The sequence below is a fragment of the Antrihabitans stalagmiti genome (assembly GCF_016482825.1).
Lineage (GTDB): Bacteria > Actinomycetota > Actinomycetes > Mycobacteriales > Mycobacteriaceae > Antrihabitans > Antrihabitans stalagmiti.
The window spans coordinates 684,288-706,278 of record NZ_JAEMNV010000001.1 but is presented as its reverse complement, the minus strand read 5'-3'; the positions used below and the strand labels follow the sequence as shown (position 1 = coordinate 706,278).

The 21,991-nt window shown below is 63.2% G+C and carries 21 protein-coding genes; 6 read left to right on the top strand and 15 right to left on the bottom strand.

Going from position 1 to position 21,991, the window contains the following annotated elements; genetic code table 11:
* Positions 1-15: 15 nt before the first annotated feature.
* Positions 16-930 (top strand): SDR family oxidoreductase, encoded by a 915-nt coding sequence (locus tag JGU71_RS03275; RefSeq protein WP_199701897.1) that lies wholly within the window; start codon positions 16-18, stop codon positions 928-930.
* On the opposite strand, the gene JGU71_RS03270 is transcribed toward JGU71_RS03275, so the two are convergent.
* The 10 genes from JGU71_RS03270 to JGU71_RS03225 form a co-directional block, all read right to left on the bottom strand.
* Positions 921-1,541: a TetR/AcrR family transcriptional regulator gene (locus JGU71_RS03270; protein WP_199701895.1), complete on the bottom strand. Its 621-nt coding sequence runs from the start codon at positions 1,539-1,541 to the stop codon at positions 921-923. The genes JGU71_RS03275 and JGU71_RS03270 overlap by 10 nt on opposite strands.
* A 20-nt stretch (positions 1,542-1,561) precedes the next feature.
* The gene (locus tag JGU71_RS03265; protein ID WP_199701893.1) at positions 1,562-2,350 is read right to left on the bottom strand and encodes an enoyl-CoA hydratase family protein; all 789 of its coding nucleotides are present in this window, start codon (positions 2,348-2,350) and stop codon (positions 1,562-1,564) included.
* Positions 2,350-3,510 (bottom strand): acyl-CoA dehydrogenase family protein, encoded by a 1,161-nt coding sequence (locus JGU71_RS03260; RefSeq protein WP_199701892.1) that lies wholly within the window; start codon positions 3,508-3,510, stop codon positions 2,350-2,352. The genes JGU71_RS03265 and JGU71_RS03260 overlap by 1 nt, the downstream gene beginning before the upstream one ends.
* Entirely contained in the window at positions 3,507-5,552 is a 2,046-nt protein-coding gene (locus JGU71_RS03255; RefSeq protein ID WP_199701891.1) for an acetyl/propionyl/methylcrotonyl-CoA carboxylase subunit alpha, read from the bottom strand. Before JGU71_RS03255 ends, JGU71_RS03260 begins: the two co-directional genes overlap by 4 nt.
* 11 nt (positions 5,553-5,563) lie before the next feature.
* A complete protein-coding gene (locus JGU71_RS03250; protein WP_199701890.1) occupies positions 5,564-7,162 on the bottom strand; it encodes an acyl-CoA carboxylase subunit beta in 1,599 nt (532 codons plus the stop codon).
* Positions 7,159-8,316, bottom strand: a complete 1,158-nt coding sequence (locus tag JGU71_RS03245; RefSeq protein ID WP_233528744.1) for an acyl-CoA dehydrogenase family protein — start codon at positions 8,314-8,316, stop codon at positions 7,159-7,161. Before JGU71_RS03245 ends, JGU71_RS03250 begins: the two co-directional genes overlap by 4 nt.
* 2 nt (positions 8,317-8,318) lie before the next feature.
* The gene (locus JGU71_RS03240; protein ID WP_199701884.1) at positions 8,319-10,034 is read right to left on the bottom strand and encodes an acyclic terpene utilization AtuA family protein; all 1,716 of its coding nucleotides are present in this window, start codon (positions 10,032-10,034) and stop codon (positions 8,319-8,321) included.
* Positions 10,031-10,840 (bottom strand): TIGR03084 family metal-binding protein, encoded by an 810-nt coding sequence (locus JGU71_RS03235; RefSeq protein WP_199701882.1) that lies wholly within the window; start codon positions 10,838-10,840, stop codon positions 10,031-10,033. The genes JGU71_RS03240 and JGU71_RS03235 overlap by 4 nt, the downstream gene beginning before the upstream one ends.
* Positions 10,841-10,959: 119 nt before the next feature.
* The gene (locus JGU71_RS03230) at positions 10,960-11,724 is read right to left on the bottom strand and encodes a DUF427 domain-containing protein (protein WP_199701881.1); all 765 of its coding nucleotides are present in this window, start codon (positions 11,722-11,724) and stop codon (positions 10,960-10,962) included.
* A gap of 29 nt (positions 11,725-11,753) precedes the next feature.
* Positions 11,754-12,452, bottom strand: coding sequence for a CPBP family intramembrane glutamic endopeptidase (locus JGU71_RS03225; RefSeq protein WP_199701877.1), 699 nt, complete (start codon positions 12,450-12,452; stop codon positions 11,754-11,756).
* An 80-nt stretch (positions 12,453-12,532) separates the two neighbouring features.
* Here JGU71_RS03225 and JGU71_RS03220 point away from each other — a divergent pair, with 80 nt between their 5' ends.
* Together JGU71_RS03220 and JGU71_RS03215 are read left to right on the top strand one after the other, a co-directional pair.
* Positions 12,533-13,207 (top strand): HAD family hydrolase, encoded by a 675-nt coding sequence (locus JGU71_RS03220; protein WP_199701876.1) that lies wholly within the window; start codon positions 12,533-12,535, stop codon positions 13,205-13,207.
* A gap of 72 nt (positions 13,208-13,279) precedes the next feature.
* Complete coding sequence (locus JGU71_RS03215) at positions 13,280-13,747, top strand: MmcQ/YjbR family DNA-binding protein (RefSeq protein WP_233528589.1); 468 nt, start codon at positions 13,280-13,282, stop codon at positions 13,745-13,747.
* A gap of 12 nt (positions 13,748-13,759) precedes the next feature.
* On the opposite strand, the gene JGU71_RS03210 is transcribed toward JGU71_RS03215, so the two are convergent.
* On the bottom strand, positions 13,760-14,746 hold the full coding sequence (locus JGU71_RS03210) for a glycoside hydrolase family protein (RefSeq protein ID WP_199702846.1): 987 nt from the start codon (positions 14,744-14,746) through the stop codon (positions 13,760-13,762).
* A gap of 106 nt (positions 14,747-14,852) precedes the next feature.
* On the opposite strand from JGU71_RS03210, the gene JGU71_RS03205 reads away from it, so the two are divergent.
* Together JGU71_RS03205 and JGU71_RS03200 are read left to right on the top strand one after the other, a co-directional pair.
* Positions 14,853-16,118: an RNA polymerase sigma factor gene (locus JGU71_RS03205; RefSeq protein ID WP_199701875.1), complete on the top strand. Its 1,266-nt coding sequence runs from the start codon at positions 14,853-14,855 to the stop codon at positions 16,116-16,118.
* A complete protein-coding gene (locus JGU71_RS03200; RefSeq protein WP_199701874.1) occupies positions 16,115-16,510 on the top strand; it encodes a DUF1801 domain-containing protein in 396 nt (131 codons plus the stop codon). The genes JGU71_RS03205 and JGU71_RS03200 overlap by 4 nt, the downstream gene beginning before the upstream one ends.
* Here the strand turns inward: JGU71_RS03200 and JGU71_RS03195 are convergent.
* The 4 genes from JGU71_RS03195 to JGU71_RS03180 all read right to left on the bottom strand — a co-directional run bounded on the left by JGU71_RS03195 (position 16,507) and on the right by JGU71_RS03180 (position 21,317).
* Positions 16,507-17,712 (bottom strand): TerD family protein, encoded by a 1,206-nt coding sequence (locus JGU71_RS03195; RefSeq protein ID WP_233528588.1) that lies wholly within the window; start codon positions 17,710-17,712, stop codon positions 16,507-16,509. The genes JGU71_RS03200 and JGU71_RS03195 overlap by 4 nt on opposite strands.
* 26 nt (positions 17,713-17,738) lie before the next feature.
* Positions 17,739-18,332, bottom strand: a complete 594-nt coding sequence (locus JGU71_RS03190; protein ID WP_199701873.1) for a TetR/AcrR family transcriptional regulator — start codon at positions 18,330-18,332, stop codon at positions 17,739-17,741.
* Between the two features lie 146 nt (positions 18,333-18,478).
* Entirely contained in the window at positions 18,479-19,060 is a 582-nt protein-coding gene (locus tag JGU71_RS03185) for a TetR/AcrR family transcriptional regulator (RefSeq protein ID WP_199701871.1), read from the bottom strand.
* A 31-nt stretch (positions 19,061-19,091) separates the two neighbouring features.
* The gene (locus JGU71_RS03180) at positions 19,092-21,317 is read right to left on the bottom strand and encodes an FAD-binding oxidoreductase (RefSeq protein WP_199701870.1); all 2,226 of its coding nucleotides are present in this window, start codon (positions 21,315-21,317) and stop codon (positions 19,092-19,094) included.
* A gap of 143 nt (positions 21,318-21,460) precedes the next feature.
* On the opposite strand from JGU71_RS03180, the gene JGU71_RS03175 reads away from it, so the two are divergent.
* Positions 21,461-21,940, top strand: a complete 480-nt coding sequence (locus JGU71_RS03175; protein WP_199701869.1) for a MarR family winged helix-turn-helix transcriptional regulator — start codon at positions 21,461-21,463, stop codon at positions 21,938-21,940.
* Positions 21,941-21,991: the final 51 nt, after the last annotated feature.

The window sequence follows — 21,991 nt, the reverse complement described above, 5'->3', positions numbered from 1 at the left end:
TTAGCGTCCGCGACCATGGACGCACCACTGGCAGGAAAGGTCGCGCTGGTTGCAGGGGCGACGCGGGGAGCAGGACGTGGCATCGCGGTCGAACTCGGGGCGGCGGGGGCGACCGTCTACGTCACGGGTCGTTCTACGCGGTCGCAGCGATCGGAAATGGATCGGGACGAAACGATCGAAGAGACAGCCGAATTGGTCGACGCCGCAGGAGGACACGGGGTCGCGGTCCAGGTCGACCATTTGGTCGCGGATCAAGTCCGTGACCTCGTTGCGAAGATCGAACGGGAACAGGGTGCACTCCACATCCTCGTGAACGACATCTTCGGCGCGACGACGATCGAGTGGGACAAGTCCGTCTGGGAATCGGACCTCGAGGTCGGGCTCCGAACGTGGCGGCTCAACGTCGAAACACATGCCATCACGAGTCATTTCGCGATACCGCTGCTGTTGCAGACACCAAAAGGTGGTCTCGTCGTGGAGGTGACAGACGGCACCGACGAGTACAACGCATCGAACTATCGAGTGTCGTTTTTCTACGACCTGGCCAAGGCGTCGGTCAATCGGATGGCATTCGCACTGGCGCACGAACTGAAAGACGCCGGCGCAACGGCCTTGTCGCTGACTCCGGGCTGGTTACGTTCGGAAGCGATGTTGGATGCCTATGAAGTCACCGAAGAGAACTGGCGCGATGCAACGAAGGTCACGCCACATTTCGCGATCTCGGAGAGTCCAGCCTATGTCGGACGCGCCGTCGCGGCGCTTGCCGCAGATCCCGAAAAGGTGCGCTGGAACGGCAGTTCCGTGTCGAGCGGAGAGCTTGCACAGGTGTACGGGTTCACCGATATCGACGGCAGTCGACCGGACGCGTGGCGTTATATGGTCGAAGTGCAGGATCCAGGTAAACCCGCAGATGTGACGGGCTATCGCTGAGCGCTGGCCGACCGCGTCGCATCGAGTGCCGCGTCGAGCGTTGCCGCCCACTGTGTGACTATTCGCCCGCGTCGCGCCGAGTCGTCGGTCAGGAGGTCGGCAAGGCCAAGGCCCCGGGCGAGGTCGAGCGTCGCCTGGACGAGGTGGTGGGTCGCTCGGTCGGAGTCGTCGACACCGAGCGCCTGAATCGTCGTGCGATGGGCGACCCGGCCGAACTTCGCCTCGAGCGGGACGATTCGTTCCTTGAGGAGCGGGTCCGCAGCTGCGGCGGTCCACACCTGGACTGCGGCTTTGAACAAGGGTCCTGTGAAGTACTCCATGAGCCCGGTCAGCACGGCTTCGGTCTTCTGGACCGCAGGTGCCGATGCCGCCGCCGCTACCGCCTGTTGCATGCGAGAGTCGAACATGTGCTCGAGCGCAGCGGTGATGAGATCTTCCCTCGTGGGGAAGTGGTGCTGGGCAGCGCCGCGAGAAACGCCCGAGTGCTCAGCTACGACGGCAACTGTTGTTGCACCCCAGCCCATTTCGGCCAAACACACGATGGTCGATTCGAGCAGTCGTTGGCGGGTGGCGCGACTGCGGTCTTGTTTGGGTTCTCGTACGGTCGTCACGCCATCCACCTCCGTCTCTGCTACTGGGCCCAGCTCGGCTGCCGTCGCTGCAGAAAGGCGGTCATGCCTTCCATCGCTTCCGCTGTACCGAACAGTCTCGCCGATTGGGCCGCCAGCCTATCTGCCGACGAGTCGAAGTCCGCGAGGACGGCCGCAGTCGTCAGCGCTTTCGATTCGGCGAGTCCCTGGGGCGAACTCTTGCGCAATTCACCGAGAATCGTGGCGACTGTGAACTCTGCGTTGTCGGCGGCAATTGTGATGAGCCCGAGCTTTTCGGCCTCTTCGGGGCCGAACTTCTCACCGGTGAGGAAGTAGCGGCTCGACGCTCGCGACGACAAACGGGGGAGCACCGTCAGGGAGATGATCGATGCGGCGAGCCCAAGGCGCGCCTCGGTGAGCGCGAACGTACTTGCCGGTCCTGCGACGACGATGTCGCAGGCACCGACCAGCCCCATACCGCCTGCGCGGACGTGCCCGTCGATCCGACCGACGACCGGTTTCGGAAGTTCGACGATCGCTCGAAGCAGGCCGATCATCGAACTCGTCCGCTCGCTGGCGGCCGTTGCAGGATCAGTTGCTGCAGTACTGGCTTCGCTCAGATCCGCACCTGCACAGAAGGTATTGCCGGTGTGGGTGAGCTCGACAGCACGCACGTCGGCGTCGTCGCGTGCCGCCGCGAGACCGGCGAGCAGTTCCTTGACGAGACGGCTCGATATCGCATTTCGATTGTGCGGCGAATCGAGAGTGATCGTTGCGATGCCGGCCGCTACGTCGTAGCGGACATACGGTGCCGTTTCGGTCGCTGTCATCAGTACGACCTTTGCAGTCCGAGCGAATGCTGTGCGACGAAGTTCAGCACCATCTCTCGGCTCACCGGTGCGAGGCGCCCGATTCGCGCGGCCGCGAGCATCGACGCCAGGCCGTACTCCTTGGTGAGGCCTGCGCCGCCATGGGTCTGAATTGCCTGGTCGAGAGCTCGGATGCTGGCCTCGGCGGCGGCGTACTTTGCCATGTTCGCGGCCTCGGCCGCACCGAAGTCGTCGCCGCTGTCGTACAGCGTTGCGGCCTTCTGCATCATCACCTTGGCGAGCTCGAGCTCGATCTTGATCTGCGCGAGTGGATGCGAGATACCCTGGTGTGCACCGATTGTCGTCTTCCACACGGTGCGCTCGTTGGCGTATTCCACGGCGCGCGCGAGTGCGTACCGTCCCATGCCGATGGCCATTGCGGCGCCGAGAATTCGTTCCGGATTGAGACCGGCGAACAACTGCATCAGTGCCGCGTCCTCCTTGCCGACAAGTGCGTCGGCGGGCAGGCGAACGTCGTCGAGGAACAGCGTGAATTGATGGTCGGGCTCGATGATGTCCATTTCCATCTGCTGTGCGATGAAGTTCTCGGCATCGGTCGGAACGATGAACAGTGCCGGCTTCAGCTTGCCCGTCTTCGAGTCCTCGGTGCGTGCAACGATGAGGACGGCTTCGGCCTGATCGACACCGGAGATGTATACCTTGCGACCGTTGAGGATCCAGTCTTCGCCGTCGCGACGTGCCGTCGTCGTGATCTGGTGAGAGTTGGAGCCTGCGTCGGGTTCGGTGATACCGAAGGCCATCTTCGTCGTTCCGTCGGCGAGACGGGGGAGCCACTTCGACTTCTGGTCGTCCGTGCCGTACTTGCCGATGATGGTGCCGCAGATTGCTGGAGACACCACGACGAGCAGCAGACCGGCGCCGTTGGCCGCCATCTCTTCCTGGACAAGTGCCAACTCGTAGATGCCCGCACCGCCGCCGCCGTACTCTTCCGGCAGGTTCACGCCCAGGAAGCCGAGTTTGCCTGCTTCGTCCCACAACTCGCTGAGTGGCTCGCCCCGACGTGCCTTGGGCAGAACGTAGTCGCGGTAGCTGTACTTCTCACCGAGCTTGGCTACGGCTGCCCGCAGTTCCTTCTGCTCTTCGGTTTCGATGAAGCTCATTTTGTCTCCTCGGTGTTTTCGGGTCCTGCGGTGTCTTTGTCTGTGACTGGCGGTGAGTCGTCCACTACGGCCAGCACGGCGCCGACCTCTACCTGCTGTCCGACTGTCACATTGAGCTCTGTGACGATGCCGGCTGCCGGCGCGACGATCTTGTGTTCCATCTTCATCGCCTCCAGCCAGAGAATCGGCTGACCTGCCTCGACGGTGTCGCCGGCTTTCGCGCCGAGGCGAATCACGTTGCCCGGCATGGGCGCAAGCAACGATCCGGCAGCAACCTGCGACGCAGGATCGACGAATCGTGGTGTTCGAGTCAGTGCGACCGGGCCGAGCGCCGAATCGACGCACACGAGGTCGCCGTACCTGGCGATGTCGAATATGCGGCGCACCGGTCCGTGTTCACCCGGCAGGTCGAGTACAACCCGATTCGGGGTTGCCTCGACGACCGAGAGGCCGTCGTGACCCTCGACCTCGATGGTCGTGCGTGTCGTTCGATACCGAACGTCGATGGCTCCGCCGGTGCGGCTCTCGTAGGACTTGACCTGCGCCTGCGACGGTAGGTTGCGCCAGCCGCCAGGTAGCCGACCGACGACGCGGGCCGCTGCTCGGTTGGCAGCCGCATCCGCGAGAGCCGCTGCGACAGCTGACAATTGCTCGTCGTCGGGGGTCGTGAGCGGACGGGCCAACTCTGCCAGGCCGTGGGTGGTGAAAAACGCGGTGTCGGTATCGCCCGCGAGGAACGCCGGGTGTCGCAGCACGCGAACGAGTAGATCGCGGTTGGTGACGAGGCCGTGAATCCGGGCACGCGCCAACGCCGATGCCAGCAGATGAGCTGCCTCGTCCCGCGTCTCCGCGTAGGAGATGACCTTCGCCAACATCGGGTCGTAGTGCACCCCGACCACGGATCCATCGACGACGCCGGAGTCGAGCCGGATGGCCGCCTCGGTCAGGGCGCCGAATTCGACGGCGGTAGAGGGGATATCGATCTTGTGAACCGTCCCGCTTTGTGGTTGCCAGTCGTGCGCTGGATCCTCGGCATAGAGGCGGACCTCGATGGAGTGCCCACGTAGCGGCGGTTGCTCGGGAGGTAGTGCGCGTCCTGCCGCGACCTGCAGTTGCAACCGGACGAGGTCGAGACCGGTCGTCGCCTCGGTGACCGGATGCTCGACCTGCAGTCGGGTGTTCATCTCGAGGAAGAAGAACTCGCCTTCCTCGTCGGCGAGAAACTCGACTGTGCCCGCACCTTCGTAGCCGATCGCCTCGGCAGCGAGCCGGGACGCTTCGAACAGGCGCTGACGCATGTACGGGGTGCGTTCGACCAGTGGCGACGGCGCCTCTTCGACGACCTTCTGGTGGCGTCGCTGGATCGAGCACTCACGCTCGCCGACAGCCCAGACGGTGCCATGGGTGTCTGCCATGACCTGGACTTCGATGTGCCGCCCGGTCTCGAGATAACGCTCGCAGAACACGGTCGGATCGCCGAACGCCGAACCCGCCTCTCTGCGTGCGGCTTCCAGTTCGTCCTGCAGATCGGCGAGGTCACGCACGACACGCATGCCGCGACCACCACCGCCCGCCGAAGCCTTGATCAGCACAGGGAGGTGCTTCTCGGTGACCTCGGACGGGTCGAGTTCGGCGAGGACGGGAACACCCGCGGCGTCCATCATCTTCTTCGACTCGACCTTGGAGCCCATGGATTCGATCGACTTGACCGGCGGACCGATCCAGGCGAGACCCGCGTCGAGAACGGCTTTGGCGAAGTCGGCGTTTTCGGAGAGGAAGCCGTAACCGGGATGGATCGCGTCGGCGCCGGCTGCACGCGCTGCGGCGATGATGGCGTCGGCGCGCAGGTAGGTCTCACCGGGTGTGTTGCCAGGCAGACGAATTGCCGCGTCGGCCTCGGCAACGTGGGGCGAGTCGGCGTCGGCGTCGGAGAACACGGCAACTGTGCCGAGTCCCATTCGTCGACAGGTCGCGAAGACGCGTCGGGCGATTTCGCCGCGATTGGCAACGAGGACGGATGTGATCGCAGTTCGATCGGTCATGACAGCTGCCCTCACATTCGGAAGACGCCGAAGCCCTCGGCGCCTTTGATCGGGGCATTGTGAATGGCGGAGAGGCACATTCCCAACACGGTTCGGGTGTCGCGGGGGTCGATCACGCCGTCGTCATAGATTCGTCCGGACATGAATATCGGTAGGGATTCCGCCTCGATCTGGTTTTCGACCATGGCACGGATACCTGCATCGGCCTGCTCGTCGAACGGCTTGCCGCGTGCTTCGGCGGCCGCGCGGCTGACGATGGAGATCACGCCCGCCAATTGCGCGCCGCCCATGACGGCGGACTTGGCGCTCGGCCAGGCGAATACGAAGCGCGGATCGAAGGCGCGACCACACATTCCGTAGTGGCCGGCGCCGTAGGACGCGCCGAGCAGCACGGAGAGATGTGGGACCGTCGAGTTCGACACCGCGTTGATCATCATCGCGCCGTGCTTGATGATGCCGCCCTGCTCGTACTCCTTGCCGACCATGTAGCCGGTCGTGTTGTGCAGGAACAACAGTGGTGTGTTGGAGCGATTGGCCAACTGGATGAACTGGGTTGCCTTCTGTGCTTCTTCCGAGAACAACACACCCCGCGCGTTCGCAAGGATGCCGATCGGATATCCGTGCAGTTCGGCCCAGCCGGTGACGAGGCTGCCACCGTAGAGCGGCTTGAACTCGTCGAAATCGGAACCGTCGACCACGCGGGCGATAACCTCGCGTGGATCGAAGGGAACCTTCAGGTCCGACGGGACGATGCCGACCAATTCTTCGCTGTCGTAGAGCGGTTCGATAACTTCCGCACGCGGCGCCGGACCCTGCTTCTTCCAGTTGAGTCGCTTCACGATGGAGCGACCGATCCTGATTGCATCGGCCTCGTCGACGGCGAAGTAGTCGGCGAGACCCGATACGCGAGCGTGCATTTCGGCGCCGCCGAGCGATTCGTCGTCGGATTCCTCACCGGTCGCCATCTTGACCAGCGGCGGTCCGCCGAGGAAGACCTTGGACCGTTCCTTGATCATCACGATGTGATCGGACATGCCGGGGATGTAGGCACCACCCGCTGTCGAGTTACCGAAAACGAGTGCGATCGTAGGGATTCCGGCTGCCGACAGCTGGGTCAGGTCACGGAACATCTGCCCGCCGGGAACGAACACCTCTTTCTGCGTCGGCAGATCCGCGCCACCCGACTCGACCAGCGAGATCACCGGCAGCCGATTGGCCCGAACGATGTCGTTGACCCGCAGCGTTTTACGCAGCGTCCACGGGTTGGAGGTGCCGCCGCGGACGGTCGGGTCCGGTGCGACGATCATGCATTCGACGCCCTCGACGATGCCGATCCCGGCAACCACGCTTGCGCCGACGTGAAAGTCGCTGCCCCATGCCGCAAGTGGGCACAGTTCCAGGAACGGCGAGTCCTCGTCGACGAGCAGGTCGATACGTTCGCGAGCGGTGAGCTTGCCCCGCTTGCGATGCCGCGCCAGCTTCTCCGGTCCGCCGCCGTCGATCGCTTTGGCGAATTCGCCTTCGACCTCGGCGAGCTTGGTCACCATGGCCTCGGCCGCCTCCGAGTATTCGGGCGAGCGCGCATCGAGGGTGGACCGCAGTGTCGTCATGATTGGTAGCCCAATCGCTTGGCTGCGAGTCCGGTGAGAATCTCCGTTGTGCCGCCACCGATTCCGATGATCCGCATGTCGCGGAACTGGCGTTCGACCTCGGATTCGCGCATGTAGCCGAGACCGCCGAAGAGCTGTACTGCCTGGTTCGCAACCCATTCGCCCGATTCGACGGCGGTGTTCTTTGCGAAGCAGACTTCGGCGATCAGGTCGGTTTCGCCAAGGGCTGCACGTTCTGCGATCGTGCGGGTGTAGACCCGCGCGATGTCGATTCGGCGTGCCATCTCGGTGACGGTGTTTTGCACTGCCTGCCTGCTGATCAGCGGCCGACCGAAGGTTTCGCGATCGCGGGTCCAGGCAAGGGTGAGGTCGAGGCAACGCTGGGCACTTGCGTACGCCTGCGCGGCGAGGCCGACCCGTTCGCTGACGAAAGCCATTGCGATCTGGGCGAACCCACTGTTCTCGGGGCCGACCAGGTTGCTCGCCGGTACTCGAACGTCGACGTAGGACAGTTCGGCGGTGTCGGAGCAGCGCCACCCCATCTTGTCGAGCTTGCGTGCCACCGTGAAGCCGGGCGTGCCTGCTTCGACAACGAGCAGCGAAACGCCGCCTGCGCCGGGTCCGCCGGTGCGGACCGCGGTGACGACGTAGTCGGCTCGGGTCGCGGAGGTGATGTAGGTCTTGGAGCCGTTGACGATGTAGTGATCGCCGTCGAGCTTGGCCGTCGTCGTCAGATGTCCGACATCGGAGCCGCCGCCCGGCTCGGTGATTGCCAGCGATCCGATCTTCTCACCGGCGAGTGTCGGCTTCACCCAGCGTTCGATGTGGTCGGTGTTTCCCGATGCGATGATGTGCGGCACAGCGATTCCGCAGGTGAACAGCGACGCGAACAGACCACCCGAGGCGCCGGCCTGATGCATTTCCTCGCACACGATCGTCGCATCGATGGCGTCGCCACCGGCGCCGCCGACCGACTCCGGGAACTGGATGCCGAGAAGTCCGAGCGCGCCTGCCTTCTTGTGCAGTTCGCGGGGCAACTCGCCGTCGCGTTCCCACGCGTCGAGATCGGGAAGGATGTCACGCTCGACGAAGCGTCGGACGGTCGAGCGAAGTTCTTGTCGCTCTGGGCTTTCCCAGACCGTGTTTGTCCACAGACTCACGCCAGTAGCTCCTCGGGGATGTCGATATTGCGAGACCGCAGCCATTCTGCGAGTCCCTTTGCTTGGGGATCGAAACGAGCTTGGTAGGCAACGCCTTTGCCGAGCAGACCTTCGACGACGAAATTGACGGCACGAAGGTTGGGCAGCACATGACGAGTCACGCGCAGCGACGCCGTTTCGGGCAACAGTCGCTGCACCTCGTCCGTCGTCAGTGTGTGCACCAACCAGCGCCATTGCGCGTCGGTCCGGACCCAGACGCCGATGTTCGCGTTTCCGCCCTTGTCACCACTACGAGCAAGGGCGATCGTGCCGAGTGGCACATTCTTGGTTGTGCCTGTGGGCAGCGGTTCCGGCAACTCGGGTTCGGGGACGTCGGCAAGGGCGCGGGTTTCCGCCGCCGCTTCGATGGCGACGCGCGTCCCGTCGGCGTGCACGGCGACGTGTGGAACCTCGGCGGCGTCGACGTAGCCGGGCGTGAAAATGCCGTAGGGCGAACCGTTTCCAGGTAGGGCGGTGAAGCTGCAGCCCGGGTAGCTCGCGAGTGCGAGTTCGACCGCGACGCTGGAAAACGATCTGCCGACCTTGTTCGGATCCGGATCACGAACAACACACCGCAGCAGCGCACTTGCCCGTTCTTCGGTGTCTGCGTCCGGACGATCCAGCCGTGCAAGCGTCCAGTCGAGTTCGGCCGGTCGAACGGTCAGCCACGATTCCAATTGCTTCTGTGCCAGTTCGGCTTTGGCCTCGATGTCGAGTCCGGTGAGGATGAATTCCATCTCGTTGCGGAACCCCCCGAGTGTATTCAACGAGACCTTGAGCTGCGGTGGAGGAGCCTCGCCTCGGACGCCGGTGACGAGAACCCGATCGGGTCCGTCCTGGCTGAGCTGTATCGAGTCGATACGCGCGGTGGCGTCAGGTCCCGCGTAACGGGCGCTTTGGATCTCGTACATCAACTGCGCTTCGACGGTGTCGACGGTGACAGCGCCGCCGGTGTTGTCGTGCTTGGTGATGATGCTGCTGCCATCGCGTCGGATCTCGGCGATCGGGAAGCCGGGCCGGGTGAGATCGGCAATTTCTTGGAAGAACGAATAGTTTCCGCCCGTGGCCTGCGTACCGCACTCGATGATGTGGCCTGCGACGACCGCTCCCGCGAGTTGGTCGTAATCGGAACGGCCCCAACCGAAGTGGGCAGCGGCCGGTCCGACGACGACGGACGCGTCGGTCACGCGGCCGGTGACGACGACGTCGGCGCCCGCATCGAGGCACGCCACGATTCCCCACGCACCGAGGTAGGCATTCGCAGTCAGCGGCGAGCCGAGTCCGAGTTCGGCTGCTCGACCGGTGAGATCGTCGCCTTCGACGTGCGCGATCGTTGCCGGAAGTCCCAGCTTGTCCGATACTTCCCGCAATCTGACGGCGAGACCTGCCGGGTTGAGACCTCCCGCGTTGACGACGATCTGCACACCTCGGTCGAGCGCGAGGCCGAGGCAGTCTTCGAATTGGCGAACGAAGGTCTTCGCGTAACCGAGGCCTGCATCCTTCATTCGGTCGCGGCCGAGGATCAGCATGGTGAGTTCGGCGAGATAGTCGCCGGTCAGGACGTCGAGTTCGCCGCCTTCGAGCATGTCGCGCATCGCGCTGATGCGGTCGCCGTAGAAGCCGGAACAGTTGCCGATTCTGATCAGGTCTGGGTCGGTGGCCAGTGAGCTCATGCTTGGGCGGTCTCCTGTGCAAATTGTCCTGGGGCGCGTCCGGTTCCCGGTGCGCCGGCGAACGACTGAGCGATGCTCAGCCAATGAGTTGCGTCGGGTCCGACTGCTTCGACGGCGAGGTCGTCGAGGTGGCGGCGCTGGGTGACGAGCAGGCAGAAGTCGAGTGCGGGTCCGGTGACACGTTGTGCGGCGTCTTCCGGCCCCCAGGTCCAGGTTGTGCCATCGGGCGCGAGAAGTTCGACCCTGAACTCGTCGGTAGGAGGTGTCTCGTTGTGCAGGCTGTAGGCGAAGTTGCGAGCCCTGATTCCGATGTGCGCGACGTGCTTCAACCTGGCGGTGGGGGAGCGCCTGACGCCGACCGTGTCCGCGACGTCCTGGCCGTGTGCCCAGGTCTCCATGATGCGAGCGGTCGCCATCGACGCCGCGCTCATCGGCGGCCCGAACCAGTCCAGCTTGCGGCCGGGTACAACGCCGGACAGCGCGGTGATCAGGTCTTTTCGGCTGGCTCGCCAGCGTTCGAGCAGCTCGGGGGTAGGTATCTCCGCAAGTTCTTCGGCCGCGTCGTCGACGAAGGTCGTCGGCTTTTCCCAGGCATTCTTGACGACTGCCTTGAAGCTCTCCGGATCTGTCACGGAGATGATCGAGACCTCGTCGGTCCAGGCGAGATGGGCGATCTGGTGTGCGATCGTCCATCCGGCTGCGGGCGTTTCCTTGGCCCAGGTTCCGGCGTCGGCACCGTTTACCAGTTCGTCGAGATCGGCGCCCTCGGCCGCCAGATCTGCCAGGACCGCATCTAGATCTGCCACGTTGCAAACTCCTTGCCATCGTCGGTCGTAGCTAGCTTCACAGCCGACGAAGAAAAAAGCAAGCATGAGTGCTTGTTAATTTGGCCCGTAGGGATCGGACCACTGCACCCGGTGTTTCGCTAGGTGAAATGGGTTACCGGGCGGGGAATTTCGGTTCCGTCGACGAACGTGTCCACGTGTTCGTTGTAGAAGGCGACGAGGCCGGCGATGGGTTGCAGTTGCCGAGTCGGAAAGTTGTACGTCCAGGCCACGTTGTGGTGCATCGTGCCGCCGATGTGCGCGGACCAGTATCCGGAGGTGATGCCCTTGTACGGGCAGCCGGTTTCCGAACCGTTCGGTAGCAACCGGTCGAAGTTGACATCGGTGCGATCGAAGTAATAGCGAGTGGGTAGTCCGGTCTCGAATACCAGTACGGGAGAGGACGATTCGGCCAGGACGACGCCGCCTAGCTCGATCCGAACCAGTCGCGACGAGCGGAGCGCATCGACGCGGGTGTACGGGCAGCGAGGATGGACGAAAACCTCTTCGTTCTCTTCGAACCAGGAGTCCATCGCGGCCCAATCGAAACGGACCATTCCTGCTAATCCCGCCAAGGATTCCTCCGTGAAGACCCGAGCGCACGAGGGACGCGACACCTCGCCGACTGTGAGGCCGTGCACTCGCGCGATACCGCGGCGTAGTCGCTGGGTGTGTCGCTCGTCGACCAGCGCTTCCTGATCCACGTCGGCGAGCGGAAGGTAGTACTGGGGATACGACGGCCACTCCCACACGTATTTCGCGGCGGTGGTGTCGACGACGACGCGGTCGGCGAAGACCGCTCTGATCCGTCGTGGCACCGGCTCGATGTGATCGACCGGTACAAGCAAGCTCGGATAGTCGGCCATGTTCGAGGGTAGCTCGCTCCTGGGTGTGCTCAGCGAAACAGCGGAGGAAGTACCAGAACCATGACGGCCGACCAGGCAACATGGGTGAGGATCGGCGCCAGGATTCCACCCGATGCGCGTCGCTGTAGACCGACTACCAGGCCGAGCAGTATGGCGGCGAAAGCGAGCATCGGGTTTCCCGTGGCGAGTGTGGCAACCGTATAGATGACAGTGGTAATGGCTACCGGGTGCGCCTTTCCTGCCGCAGCGAACAGGGCGCCCCTGAAGAAGACTTCCTCGGCGACGCCGTTGAGAAGGGTGATGAAAACGATCAACGGCAGGGAGCCGAGTTCGGCGTGCGCGAGCACGCTCGAGACGATGTCGCGAAGCACCGGGATCTCGCGAACGACAAGACCGCCGACGACGAAAACGCCGCCGAGGGCGAGTCCGATGACGATGGGGGTCACGATGGGCCTGCGCAGGGTTCCGAACGCGTCGATCCGGCCGGCGTGCAGTGGCCCGGAGACGAAGCCACCGATGATCCACACGGCAGCGAGTCCGATGGTCAGCGGATAGAACGCGAACTCGCCAGGTTCGGTCGACAATGACACTGCAAGCAACGTCGCACCGAGGACGAGGGTGATGGCGACAACGATGCGTCGTCGACGGAAGTCGCGATCGGGCTGGTGATGATCGCGTTCGACCGGGTCGACCAACGCGGATCGAAAGACGCTGAGCAGGGTCCGCATGCCTCAACGCTACTGATGCGTTTGTGCATCGTTTCGCCGCTGTCCTGATTGCAGGTCGTGACGGCGGGTATCCAGCTGTTATGCCAACCTCGACGCCCCCGCGCGCAGTGCTGTTCGACATCGACGGCACGCTCGTCGACTCCAACTACGTGCACATCGCCGCCTGGTCGCGTGCCTTCGTCGAGGTAGGCGTAGGCGTTGCGTCGTGGCGGGTCCATCGCTCGATCGGTATGGACGGGTCGTTGCTGATCGATTCGTTGCTCGAAGGTGAGAGCGACGACCTCAAGGAGCGCGCGCAGGACCTGCATTCGAAGTACTACCGCGAAAGTTCCGGACAATTGGCTGCCTTCGCCGGTGCACGTGACCTCGTTCGTCGGGTCGCCGCCGGAGAAGCGGTAGTGGTGTTGGCAACGTCGGCGCCGGAGGACGAGCTGACGACGCTGCGCGAGGTTCTCGATGTCGACGAGCACGTTTCGGCAGTGACGTCGAGCGAAGACGTCGGCACCGCAAAACCACGGCCCGACATCGTTGCGGTCGCGTTGGAGAAGGCCGGCGTCGAGGCAGACGCCGCGGTTTTCATCGGCGACACGATCTGGGATGCGAAGGCGTGTGTCGAAGCGGGCGTTCGATTCGTCGGGGTCCGCTCCGGGGGCGTCTCGGAGGCAGAATTGCGTGACGCAGGGGCAGCCGCCGTGTACGACGACGTGGCGGACCTCCTGGATCGTTTGGACGAAAGCCCGCTCGCGAACATCTGACCAGAACATTCGAACGTGTCGGTGGGCTCGAGTAGCGTTGCTCGAAACAACAACCGCTACCGGGGAGTGTCGGTGAAAAATCGGTCGACGGACGAGAAAGTCGCTGGTTCGGGGCCTGGCGGAGACGCCCCTGCGGGCGAAGCTCCGCACCAGATCGTCGCGAAGATCCGCGCGGCGTGTTCGGCGCTACCCGACGTGATCGAAGAGCGAGCTTGGGTCGGGACTCGGTGGAAAGTCCGCAGCCACACCTTCGCGCACGTGCTCGCTGTCGACGGCGGCTGGCCGCAGGCCTATGCGAAGGCTGCAGGCAACGACGGGCCGATCAGCCTGGTCACCTTCCGTTCCCAAGGAATCGAACTCGACGTGCTCGGCCGAGCGGGGCATCCGTTCTTCCGTCCGGTCTGGTTTCCCAACATCGTCGGCATGATTCTCGACGAGAACTCCGATTGGGACGAGGTCGCCGAACTGCTCACCGAAAGCTACTGCGTGCTTGCGCCTCGGAAGCTGGTCGATTTGCTCGAACGTCCAGGGGCGCAGTGAACTCGCAGTCGGTTATGCGGGTTCCCGCATCACGCCGAAATGACGCACCGTCCCGGACAGACCGGCAACTTCTTGCACGGGCGACCACGTTTGCAGTCCATCCGTGCTGTCGGAGTAGAGGTATTTCCCTTCGGTGTACGCGTCGAGATATATCCGCCACGTGCCGTTCGGCAACTGAACGACTGCGGGGCCCTCCAGCATCGAGCCCCAATTTCCGTCAGGGACATACGAATAGGGTCCCGTCACCGACGGCGCGACCGCATGTTGGATCACCTTCTTGGTCTCGTTCTTGGTGAACGCGTGATAGGTGGCTCCCACCTTGACCACGGTGGTGTCGATGTGGTCCGCGCCGATCCCGGCAAGCGGAACCGGCAGACCCCACAGTCGCAGCGATGGGTCGAGCGCCGTCATCAGATACGGCACGAATCCGCCACCGGTCGACATAGACAGGATGACACTGACGCGGTCGCCGTCGACGAACCATTCGGGCGCCCAGGCCTTGGTGGTGAACGGCGAGAGCGACGGTCCGTCCTTGAATCCGGCAGACCCCGAGAAGAACGGGTTCACAGGGCCTTTGCCATCGCCCGTACCCGGCATCAGGAAGCAGCAGAACGGGACCGGCCACGAGCCCATCGGCGTCCAGTTGACGCGGTCGGTGCTGCGCGCGAAGCCGATATTGGCTCCGTCCACCGTTGTGTAGGTGACGTAGTACGCGCTGTCCGTGTGCCGGAAGATGCTCGGGTCACGCACAACTCCGGACTGGGGCCGATAGGCCGACAGTCGAACAGGCTGGAATTGGCTACCGTCGCTCGACTCGTACACATCCAGGTCCCGGTCGCTCACGTTGCTGAAAGCGACCATCGTGTAGCGCCAGTCGGGGGGTGCCGCGTTGCTCGTCACCGGGGTCGCGACCAGCAAGCCTGCGAGAGCCAGCAGCACCGTCGAGATGACGGAAGAACAGGTACGTTTGGTCAGCGTCACTGAAGCAGTATCCACGATTTCCGGCGCACCATGCGTAACTTTGTTCGCAGATGCAACAGTTGTTACCGAAGTTGCCCGTGACGGTGAATACGAACAGGGGATCCGACAGGCGGTGTCAGGAGCCATGGACGAGGACCTACTGCGTCGCCTGGCGCCGCAGGTACTCGGTGCCCTCGTTCGCCGATTCGGTCATTTCGACACGTCGGAGGACGCCGTGCAGGAGGCGTTGCTTGCGGCGGCGACGCAATGGCCGAGCGAAGGGACCCCCGACAACCCGCTCGGTTGGTTGATCACCGTCGCGTCGCGGCGGCTCACCGATCTGTTGCGCAGCGAACAAGCTCGCCGTCGTCGCGAAGATACGGTCGTGCAGCGGGCGTTGCCGGGAGATTGGCTTGCTCCGGCCGCCGACCGGCCGAATGCCGACGCCGACGACACCCTCGTGCTGCTGTTCATGTGCTGTCACCCGTCGTTGTCACCGTCGTCGCAGATCGCTTTGACGTTGAAAGCGGTCGGTGGGCTTACCGCGGGCGAGATTGCTCGCGCATTTCTGGTGCCGGAGGCGACGATGACGCGCCGCATCACCCGCGCGAAGCAGAGCGTCAAAACGAGCGGGGTGCCCTTTCGCCTGCCGCCGCCGGCCGAGCGAGCGGAACGGCTCGGCGCCGTGCTGCAGGTGCTGTATCTCGTGTTCAACGAAGGTTATGCCAGTACTGCCGGCACAAGTCTTTATCGCGTCGAGCTGTCGACCGAGGCGATTCGGCTGGCGCGGTTGGCGCATGCGCTGCTTCCCGACGACAGCGAGGTGACCGGTCTGCTGGCGTTGATGTTGCTCACCGACGCGCGCAGGCCTGCTCGCATCGGACCGACAGGGGAGCTGATTCCGATGGCGGACCAGGACCGGGCGTTGTGGAACTCGGACTACATAGCCGAGGGAATCGGCCTGATCACCTCCGCACTGCCGCGTGGTGTGACAGGGCCGTTTCAACTGCAAGCTGCCATCGCGGCGGTGCACGACGAGGCACCGTCGTTCGACGCGACCGACTGGCCGCAGATCGTAGCGTTGTACGAGCTGCTGCTGAGTGGTTCCGACAATCCGATGTTGGCGCTCAATCACGCGGTCGCAATGTCGATGGTGCATGGCGCTGTCGCGGGTCTGGCTCGCATCGACGAGCTCGCCGACGACAACCGAGTCGCACACGACCATCGTCTGCACGCGGTTCGAGCGCATTTGTTGGAGCAGGTCGGTGATTCCGCGGGTGCGCGGGCTGCCTACCTCGCAGCGGCGGAACTGGCGGCGAGCATTCCGCAACAGCGGTTCCTTCGCACCAAAGCGCAAGCAGTGCAGGAAGATTGCGGTTCCGTGCCGATTCAAGGAAAGGGCAGTTCATGACCTACGAGCGTGACGAACGAGTCGACACCTACATCGACGGCTTGCCGGACTGGCAGCAAGACATCTGCCGAACAGTGCGCGACCTGGTGCATGCGACCGATGCCGAGGTCGAGGAGACGATCAAACGGACGGTCCAGCCCTACTTCGTGCTGCAGGGCAATATCTGCGCGCTCCTGGCAACGAAGGACCACGTGAACATTTTTCTCTACGACGGCGGCATCGTTCCTGATCCAGACGGCATCATCACGGCAGGCCACGACAACAAGACCGCACGCACGGTCGCCTATTGGCAGGGTCAAGAAGTCGAGACCCGTGCCCTCGGCGCAATGTTCGCACAGATCATTGCGAACAACCGCGCCGGTGGCTGGCGAAAGCTGAAGCGGGCGCCCTAGCCCTTGCCCTTCGTTGCAACCCAATTCAGACCCCACCGGTACGCCTCGTCGACCGATTGCTTGCCCCACCGCGGTCGGCCCGCGGGTGGCAGGACGAACACACCTTCACGTCGTACGACAAGCTCTCCGTTGATGTTCTCGATTACGGCGAGGACGGCGTCCCTCGACGCATCGTGACAGTCGTTCATGCTCATTTCGATGGGCGCGGAGTTGACCGGATACAGGGTCGCAGTTGCCTCGACTCCGCGGAAATCCTCTGCGCCTTCGTATAATTCGGCGAACACGAGGATCCGCCGAAAGTGACCGGTGAAGTCGAGATTGATGTCGAGGTTCTCGCCGCTCACGTTGCCACCGGTGCGGTCGTCCTTGTCGAGCATGATGTACGGCGCACGGTCGAGCGCTCCGAAGTCGCCGAGTGCGTGAATACATCCCTTGGTGCCGTCCATCAACTCCCACAGGCAGCACAGATCGAGGTCGAGATCGGCTCCGCTCCTGCGCTTTCCGAACATGCCCTTCGCTGCACCCGGGCGTGCGCTCCAATTCAGATTGATCCGCATCACGCCGGAGGTTGCCCCCTGTTTCGTCAGCGATACGGCGGGTGCGGTCTTCGTCAGGGAGATCTTGTTCATATCCATCGGCGGCGGGGGAGCGTAGTGCTGCTGCGGGGGTGGCGGGGGTGGTTCGTCGTCGACGGAGATTCCGAAATCTGTTGCCAGACCGGCGAGTCCGGAGGCATAGCCCTGGCCGACGGCGCGAAATTTCCAGCCGCCCTGACGACGGTAGAGCTCGCCGAGTACAAATGCGGTCTCCGTTGTGGCGCCTGTGCTGTCGAACCGGGCGACTTCGGCACCGTTGGCTGCGTCGATCACTCGAACGTAGAGGCCCGTGAACTGTCCGAAGTTGCCGCCGTCGGCCGATGCTGCGATCACGATGGTGTCGATTGCGGGTTCGGTCCGATCGAGCGCGATGGACAGTGCGTCCACTACGGTCTGTCCGCGGTTCTTGCCGTCGTAGTTGACTGCACCGGATGGGTGCGTCGGCTGGTTGTAGAACACGAAGTCGTTGTCCGACCGCACTTTTCCGCCTGCGAGCAGTAGCGCGGACGCATCCGCATCCGGCACGCCCTGTCCTGATTGCCAACCGAGTTCTACGCGTACGGCGCGAGCGTGGACAGCGACGTTCGAGCCTTTCTGCATCGTCATGACTCCAACCTAGGCGACTCTCCAGGTCACCCTGCGCGAGCAGCGTGTTCGGCCAACGTTGCCAGCGCGGACTGCAGAACCATATGCCCGGCCGCCTCGAGCGGCTCCTTGCTGCGTAGCGACCTGCTGAGAACGAAAGCTCCTTCGAGGCTCGAGATGAACCCGATCATCAGACGGCGGCGCACGTCGGGCGGAAGGCCTGTGTAGGCAATGAGGTCGGAACCGACGTCGACCCAATCTGTGAAGACGTCTGCCGTTGCGATTCGCAGGGTCTCGTCCGTGCTCGCGACTTCGAGTGCGACGGTGGCAACCGGGCACCCGTCTGCGTAGTCGGTCAACGCAAGGCTTTCGGCTGCTCCGGCGAACGAGGCTTCGATTGCGGTGGGGAGGTCCGGGCACGATTGAAAGACGGTCACGACCAGGTTGCGGTACATGACTCCCCAGGACCGGATCACCTCTTCGGTCAGCTCGGCTTTGCCGCCAGGGAAGAAGTGGTAGATCGAACCGAACGGTGCGTTGGCGGTCTGAGCGATCTGCTTGAGACCGGTGCCTGCCATACCCTGGCGACGGAACAATTCGCAGGTCGCGGCAACGATTCGAGTGCGGGTATCGGCGGCCAACCTGGTGTCCTTAAAGGAGTCGAGAACTGGAACACCGATTGTAGAACGATCAACTGTAGAACGATCTATCGACGAGGGCGCTCCGCGCCTCGTGAGTCTTTTTGGTGGGTCCGCCCTCCGAAAAGACGCACGAGCGGCGGAGCCGTCTAAGGCGCGTCGAGGACGACCGTCGAAAGCCGCACCACGCGTTCGATCGCGACCGGACGGGGAAGTGTCGGAGCCATGGCGTGCGCGACCGCGATGCGAGCCAACGAGTCGGCGAAAATGATTGCGTCACTTTCCGACGTTCGTGGGCGAACCCGCAGAATGACGGCGGCGAGTCGGTCGGTGGCGCGCTCGTTCACGACCTTCACGAGATCGATCAGATTCGACCGATCGCCTGCGAGAACTGTTTGTATGACGGGCTCGTCGACCATGTCGAAGAAGAGCTCGAACGCTTCGCGGAAACCATGTTCGATGTCCGGGTTGCCGAGCACTTTCGCCGAGACGGCATCGAGCAGAACATCAAGTCGATGCAGGATGTACGCCTCGGCGATCGACTGCCGTGAGCCGAACTCGTTGTAGATGGTTTGTCGACTGACCCCGGTCGCATTCGCCACGGTCGCAACGCTGGTCGCCGCCCATCCGTCCTTTCTGATGAGCTCGTCGACGACGGTGAGTACGGACTGGCGCAGAAGAGTTTTGGCTGCCTTGGCATAGGGGATGCGGGGCAGTGGACTTGCGATCATGATGACCTTCGCGTCGTCGGGCAGTCGGGTGCTAGAGGTCGAGTTCGATGTCGGATCGGGGAAGGCTGTTGCACACTGTGATCCGAGCGAGCTGGGCACCGGACTCGTCGAGTTGTGTTACGCCACGGAACTTTCCGGTGACACATGCTCTGCACAACCCACGCTCGCAACCGGACGGCACGTCGATTCCGACAGAGCGTGCCGCCTCCAGCAAAGTCGTGCAACCGTCGACGTCCAGCTCGATCTCGCTGCGGCGGAACTTGACTCGGTACGAGTCGTCAGCTCCTTCGCTTGGCCGTTCGAGTGCGGGCGGGACGAACGATTCGGTATGGAATCGAGTCTCGGGCAGCCCTAGTTCGGAGCAGAAAGTCCGTGCGAGATCGATGACTGCACCTGGGGCGCACACATAAACGTCACGCTCGGCGATGTCCGGTACGAAGCGCTGCAGCAGATCGGCCGAAATCCGCTCTTGCAGAATATCTTTGCGTCGAGCAGGTGGCTGTTCGTCACAGAAATTGAGGACGCGGAGATTGGTGCGCGCTGCAAGATCGCGCAGTTCTCGATCGAAGATGATCGAGCGGGCGTCGCGGTTGAAGTACAGCAACACCGCGTCCGTATCGGGTGCCTCTCGCGCGATTTTGCGAATCATGCTGAGAACAGGGGTTATTCCGACGCCGCCGGCGACGAAGACCGGTCGCTTCGGCAGCTCCTTCAGCACGAACGGTCCGACGCTGGTCGGCGGGCCGACGAGCGTTATCCGGTGCCCGGAGCGAACCGCGCGGTTCAGGTGGTTCGATACCCGTCCGTCTTGGACCCGCTTGACGCAGATTTCGAAATGCTCTGCACCCGCGCTGTCGTTCAACAAGCTGTACTGCCTGACCAGCGTCTCGTCGCCGACTTCGACCCGTACCGAAACGAATGCACCTGCATCCCAGGTGATGTCGTCCCAACCGCGGGGCCGCGCGATCTTGAACGACCGCGCTTGGCCGTCCGCGTGAACCTTCGACGACAGTACTTTTGCCTTGGCGTCGAAGAAGCGCGGCGCTTCGAGGTACGGGGACTCCGGATTCAGCTTGAAACGAGCGCCGTAGGCAAGTCGTTTCACCGTGTCGAACGGTGCCCGCAGTAGTCGCAGTGGGTTGCGTCCTTCCCGCTCGCCGACTGGGAAGGCGAGTATCGCCAGTTGGCGCAAAGCGAACGGGATCAGGTCGGCGAACGGAAAGGTGTTGTAGGGCAGATCGTATCGAGCGCAGAGCTCACGAACGTCCTGCTGCAGTTCGCGCTGGCGGTTCGGCGGCAGGTCGGGAAAAAGGTGGTGCTCCAGATGGGTGTCCAGGCCACCGTAGAAGACTTCGAAGTCGGGCGGGGTCGGGTAGTCGACGTCGGCGAGCATGCTCTGCAACCACGAATCGAGGCGCGCAGACCGGTCGAAATTGGTCGTCGCACGGATTTGCCGCTCGTAGTACTGGTCCGGGGTTTCGTCGGGACCTGGATCGTGAAACACCTCGACGTTGGGCGTGTGGTGCTCGAGCGCAACGAGCAGCAGCGTGAATCCGGTGCCGAGTGTCGTCCCGACGTGATTTCCCACCAGCGTGTGCAGAAATCGCGGACCTGCTAACAGCGGTTCGCGAATGTAGTCCCGCCAGGCATGTTCGGCAATCACCGTCGACATCGCCTTCGCCGTCGCCGGATGCAGAATGGGGCGGCCCTCGGTTCGGGCAGCGGAGAACGCCGTATAGAAGCCGAAGTAGTACATATGAGACAGGAGAACGCCCGGCACCCAGGCAAGTTGGGCGACGTGATGGGCGAGCCAGTCTTGACCCGGTTGCACCCGCGCCACCATGTAACCGAGGTCGTGGTCTTTGTCGACGATGTTGGTGAACGGGTGATGGTTCTGGTGGTGCATCACCTTCCACTCGTTCGGATCGGCGTTGATGTCCCATTGCCAGCGATCCGAATGGAATTGTTCGTCGTCGAGGTGGTCGTAGCTGCCGTGCAGGATGTTGTGCCCGAGTTCGGAGAATTCCAGCAGCATGTGAAGCGCGTACTGCACGGCACCGCGACGAACCGAATCCGGGGTACCGCCGTCGCGAAGAAGTTCGCGGCTGCGTTCTTTGATCGCCTGTGAGTAGGCGGCGACATTGCGAATATGGGCAAGGTCCTCGTCGCCGACCTTCGCTTTGGCCTCTTCGTAGAGCTCGGTGACGGCAGCAGACAGGCCGGGTTCGATCGAGCGATAGATGATCGAACGGGTCATTGTGGTCCTCCGATGTCGCCGCGATGGGCCGGTGCTCGATATGCATGGTCAACCGTTTGTGAAACATACTGTTGGACAAATCGGCCTGTTTGTCAATATTCTGTTCATTGAAACCGATCATGTCAACGACAGGGAGTGGTTCAGTGGCGACGGATGCGATGTTGGTGCCCGGCTCGGCGGCCGATCACGCTATCTGTGCACTACTCAAGCTCGGGCAGGTTGCGTCTCGGTTGACCGATGACCGATTGCTCGGCCTCGGTGTGCGCGTTCGCCATTACAACGCCCTTCAGGCGTTGCAGGACAATGGCCGAATGTCGCAGGCCGACGTGGGTGCGCACTTGCGGGTCGATCCCGCGACAATCGTTGCGACACTGGATGATCTGGAAAATTTGGGGCTAGCAGCACGACACCGCCATCCCAGTGATCGCAGGCGATATCTGATCGATCTGACGGAGAAGGGCGAGATCACGCTGCCCCGGATTCGGGCGTTGCTCGATTCGGTACAGGCGGAGATGTTCGAAGCGCTGAGTCCAGATCAGTCTGTCGCGCTTGCCGATGCTCTCGCTGCGATGAATGCCGCGCAACCACTTGCCGATCGGTACGACACCGTCCGTGGTCGCTGACGCGGCGCGACACGTCTGGCGAAGGATGTCGCGCTCGGCCCTTGACTCAAG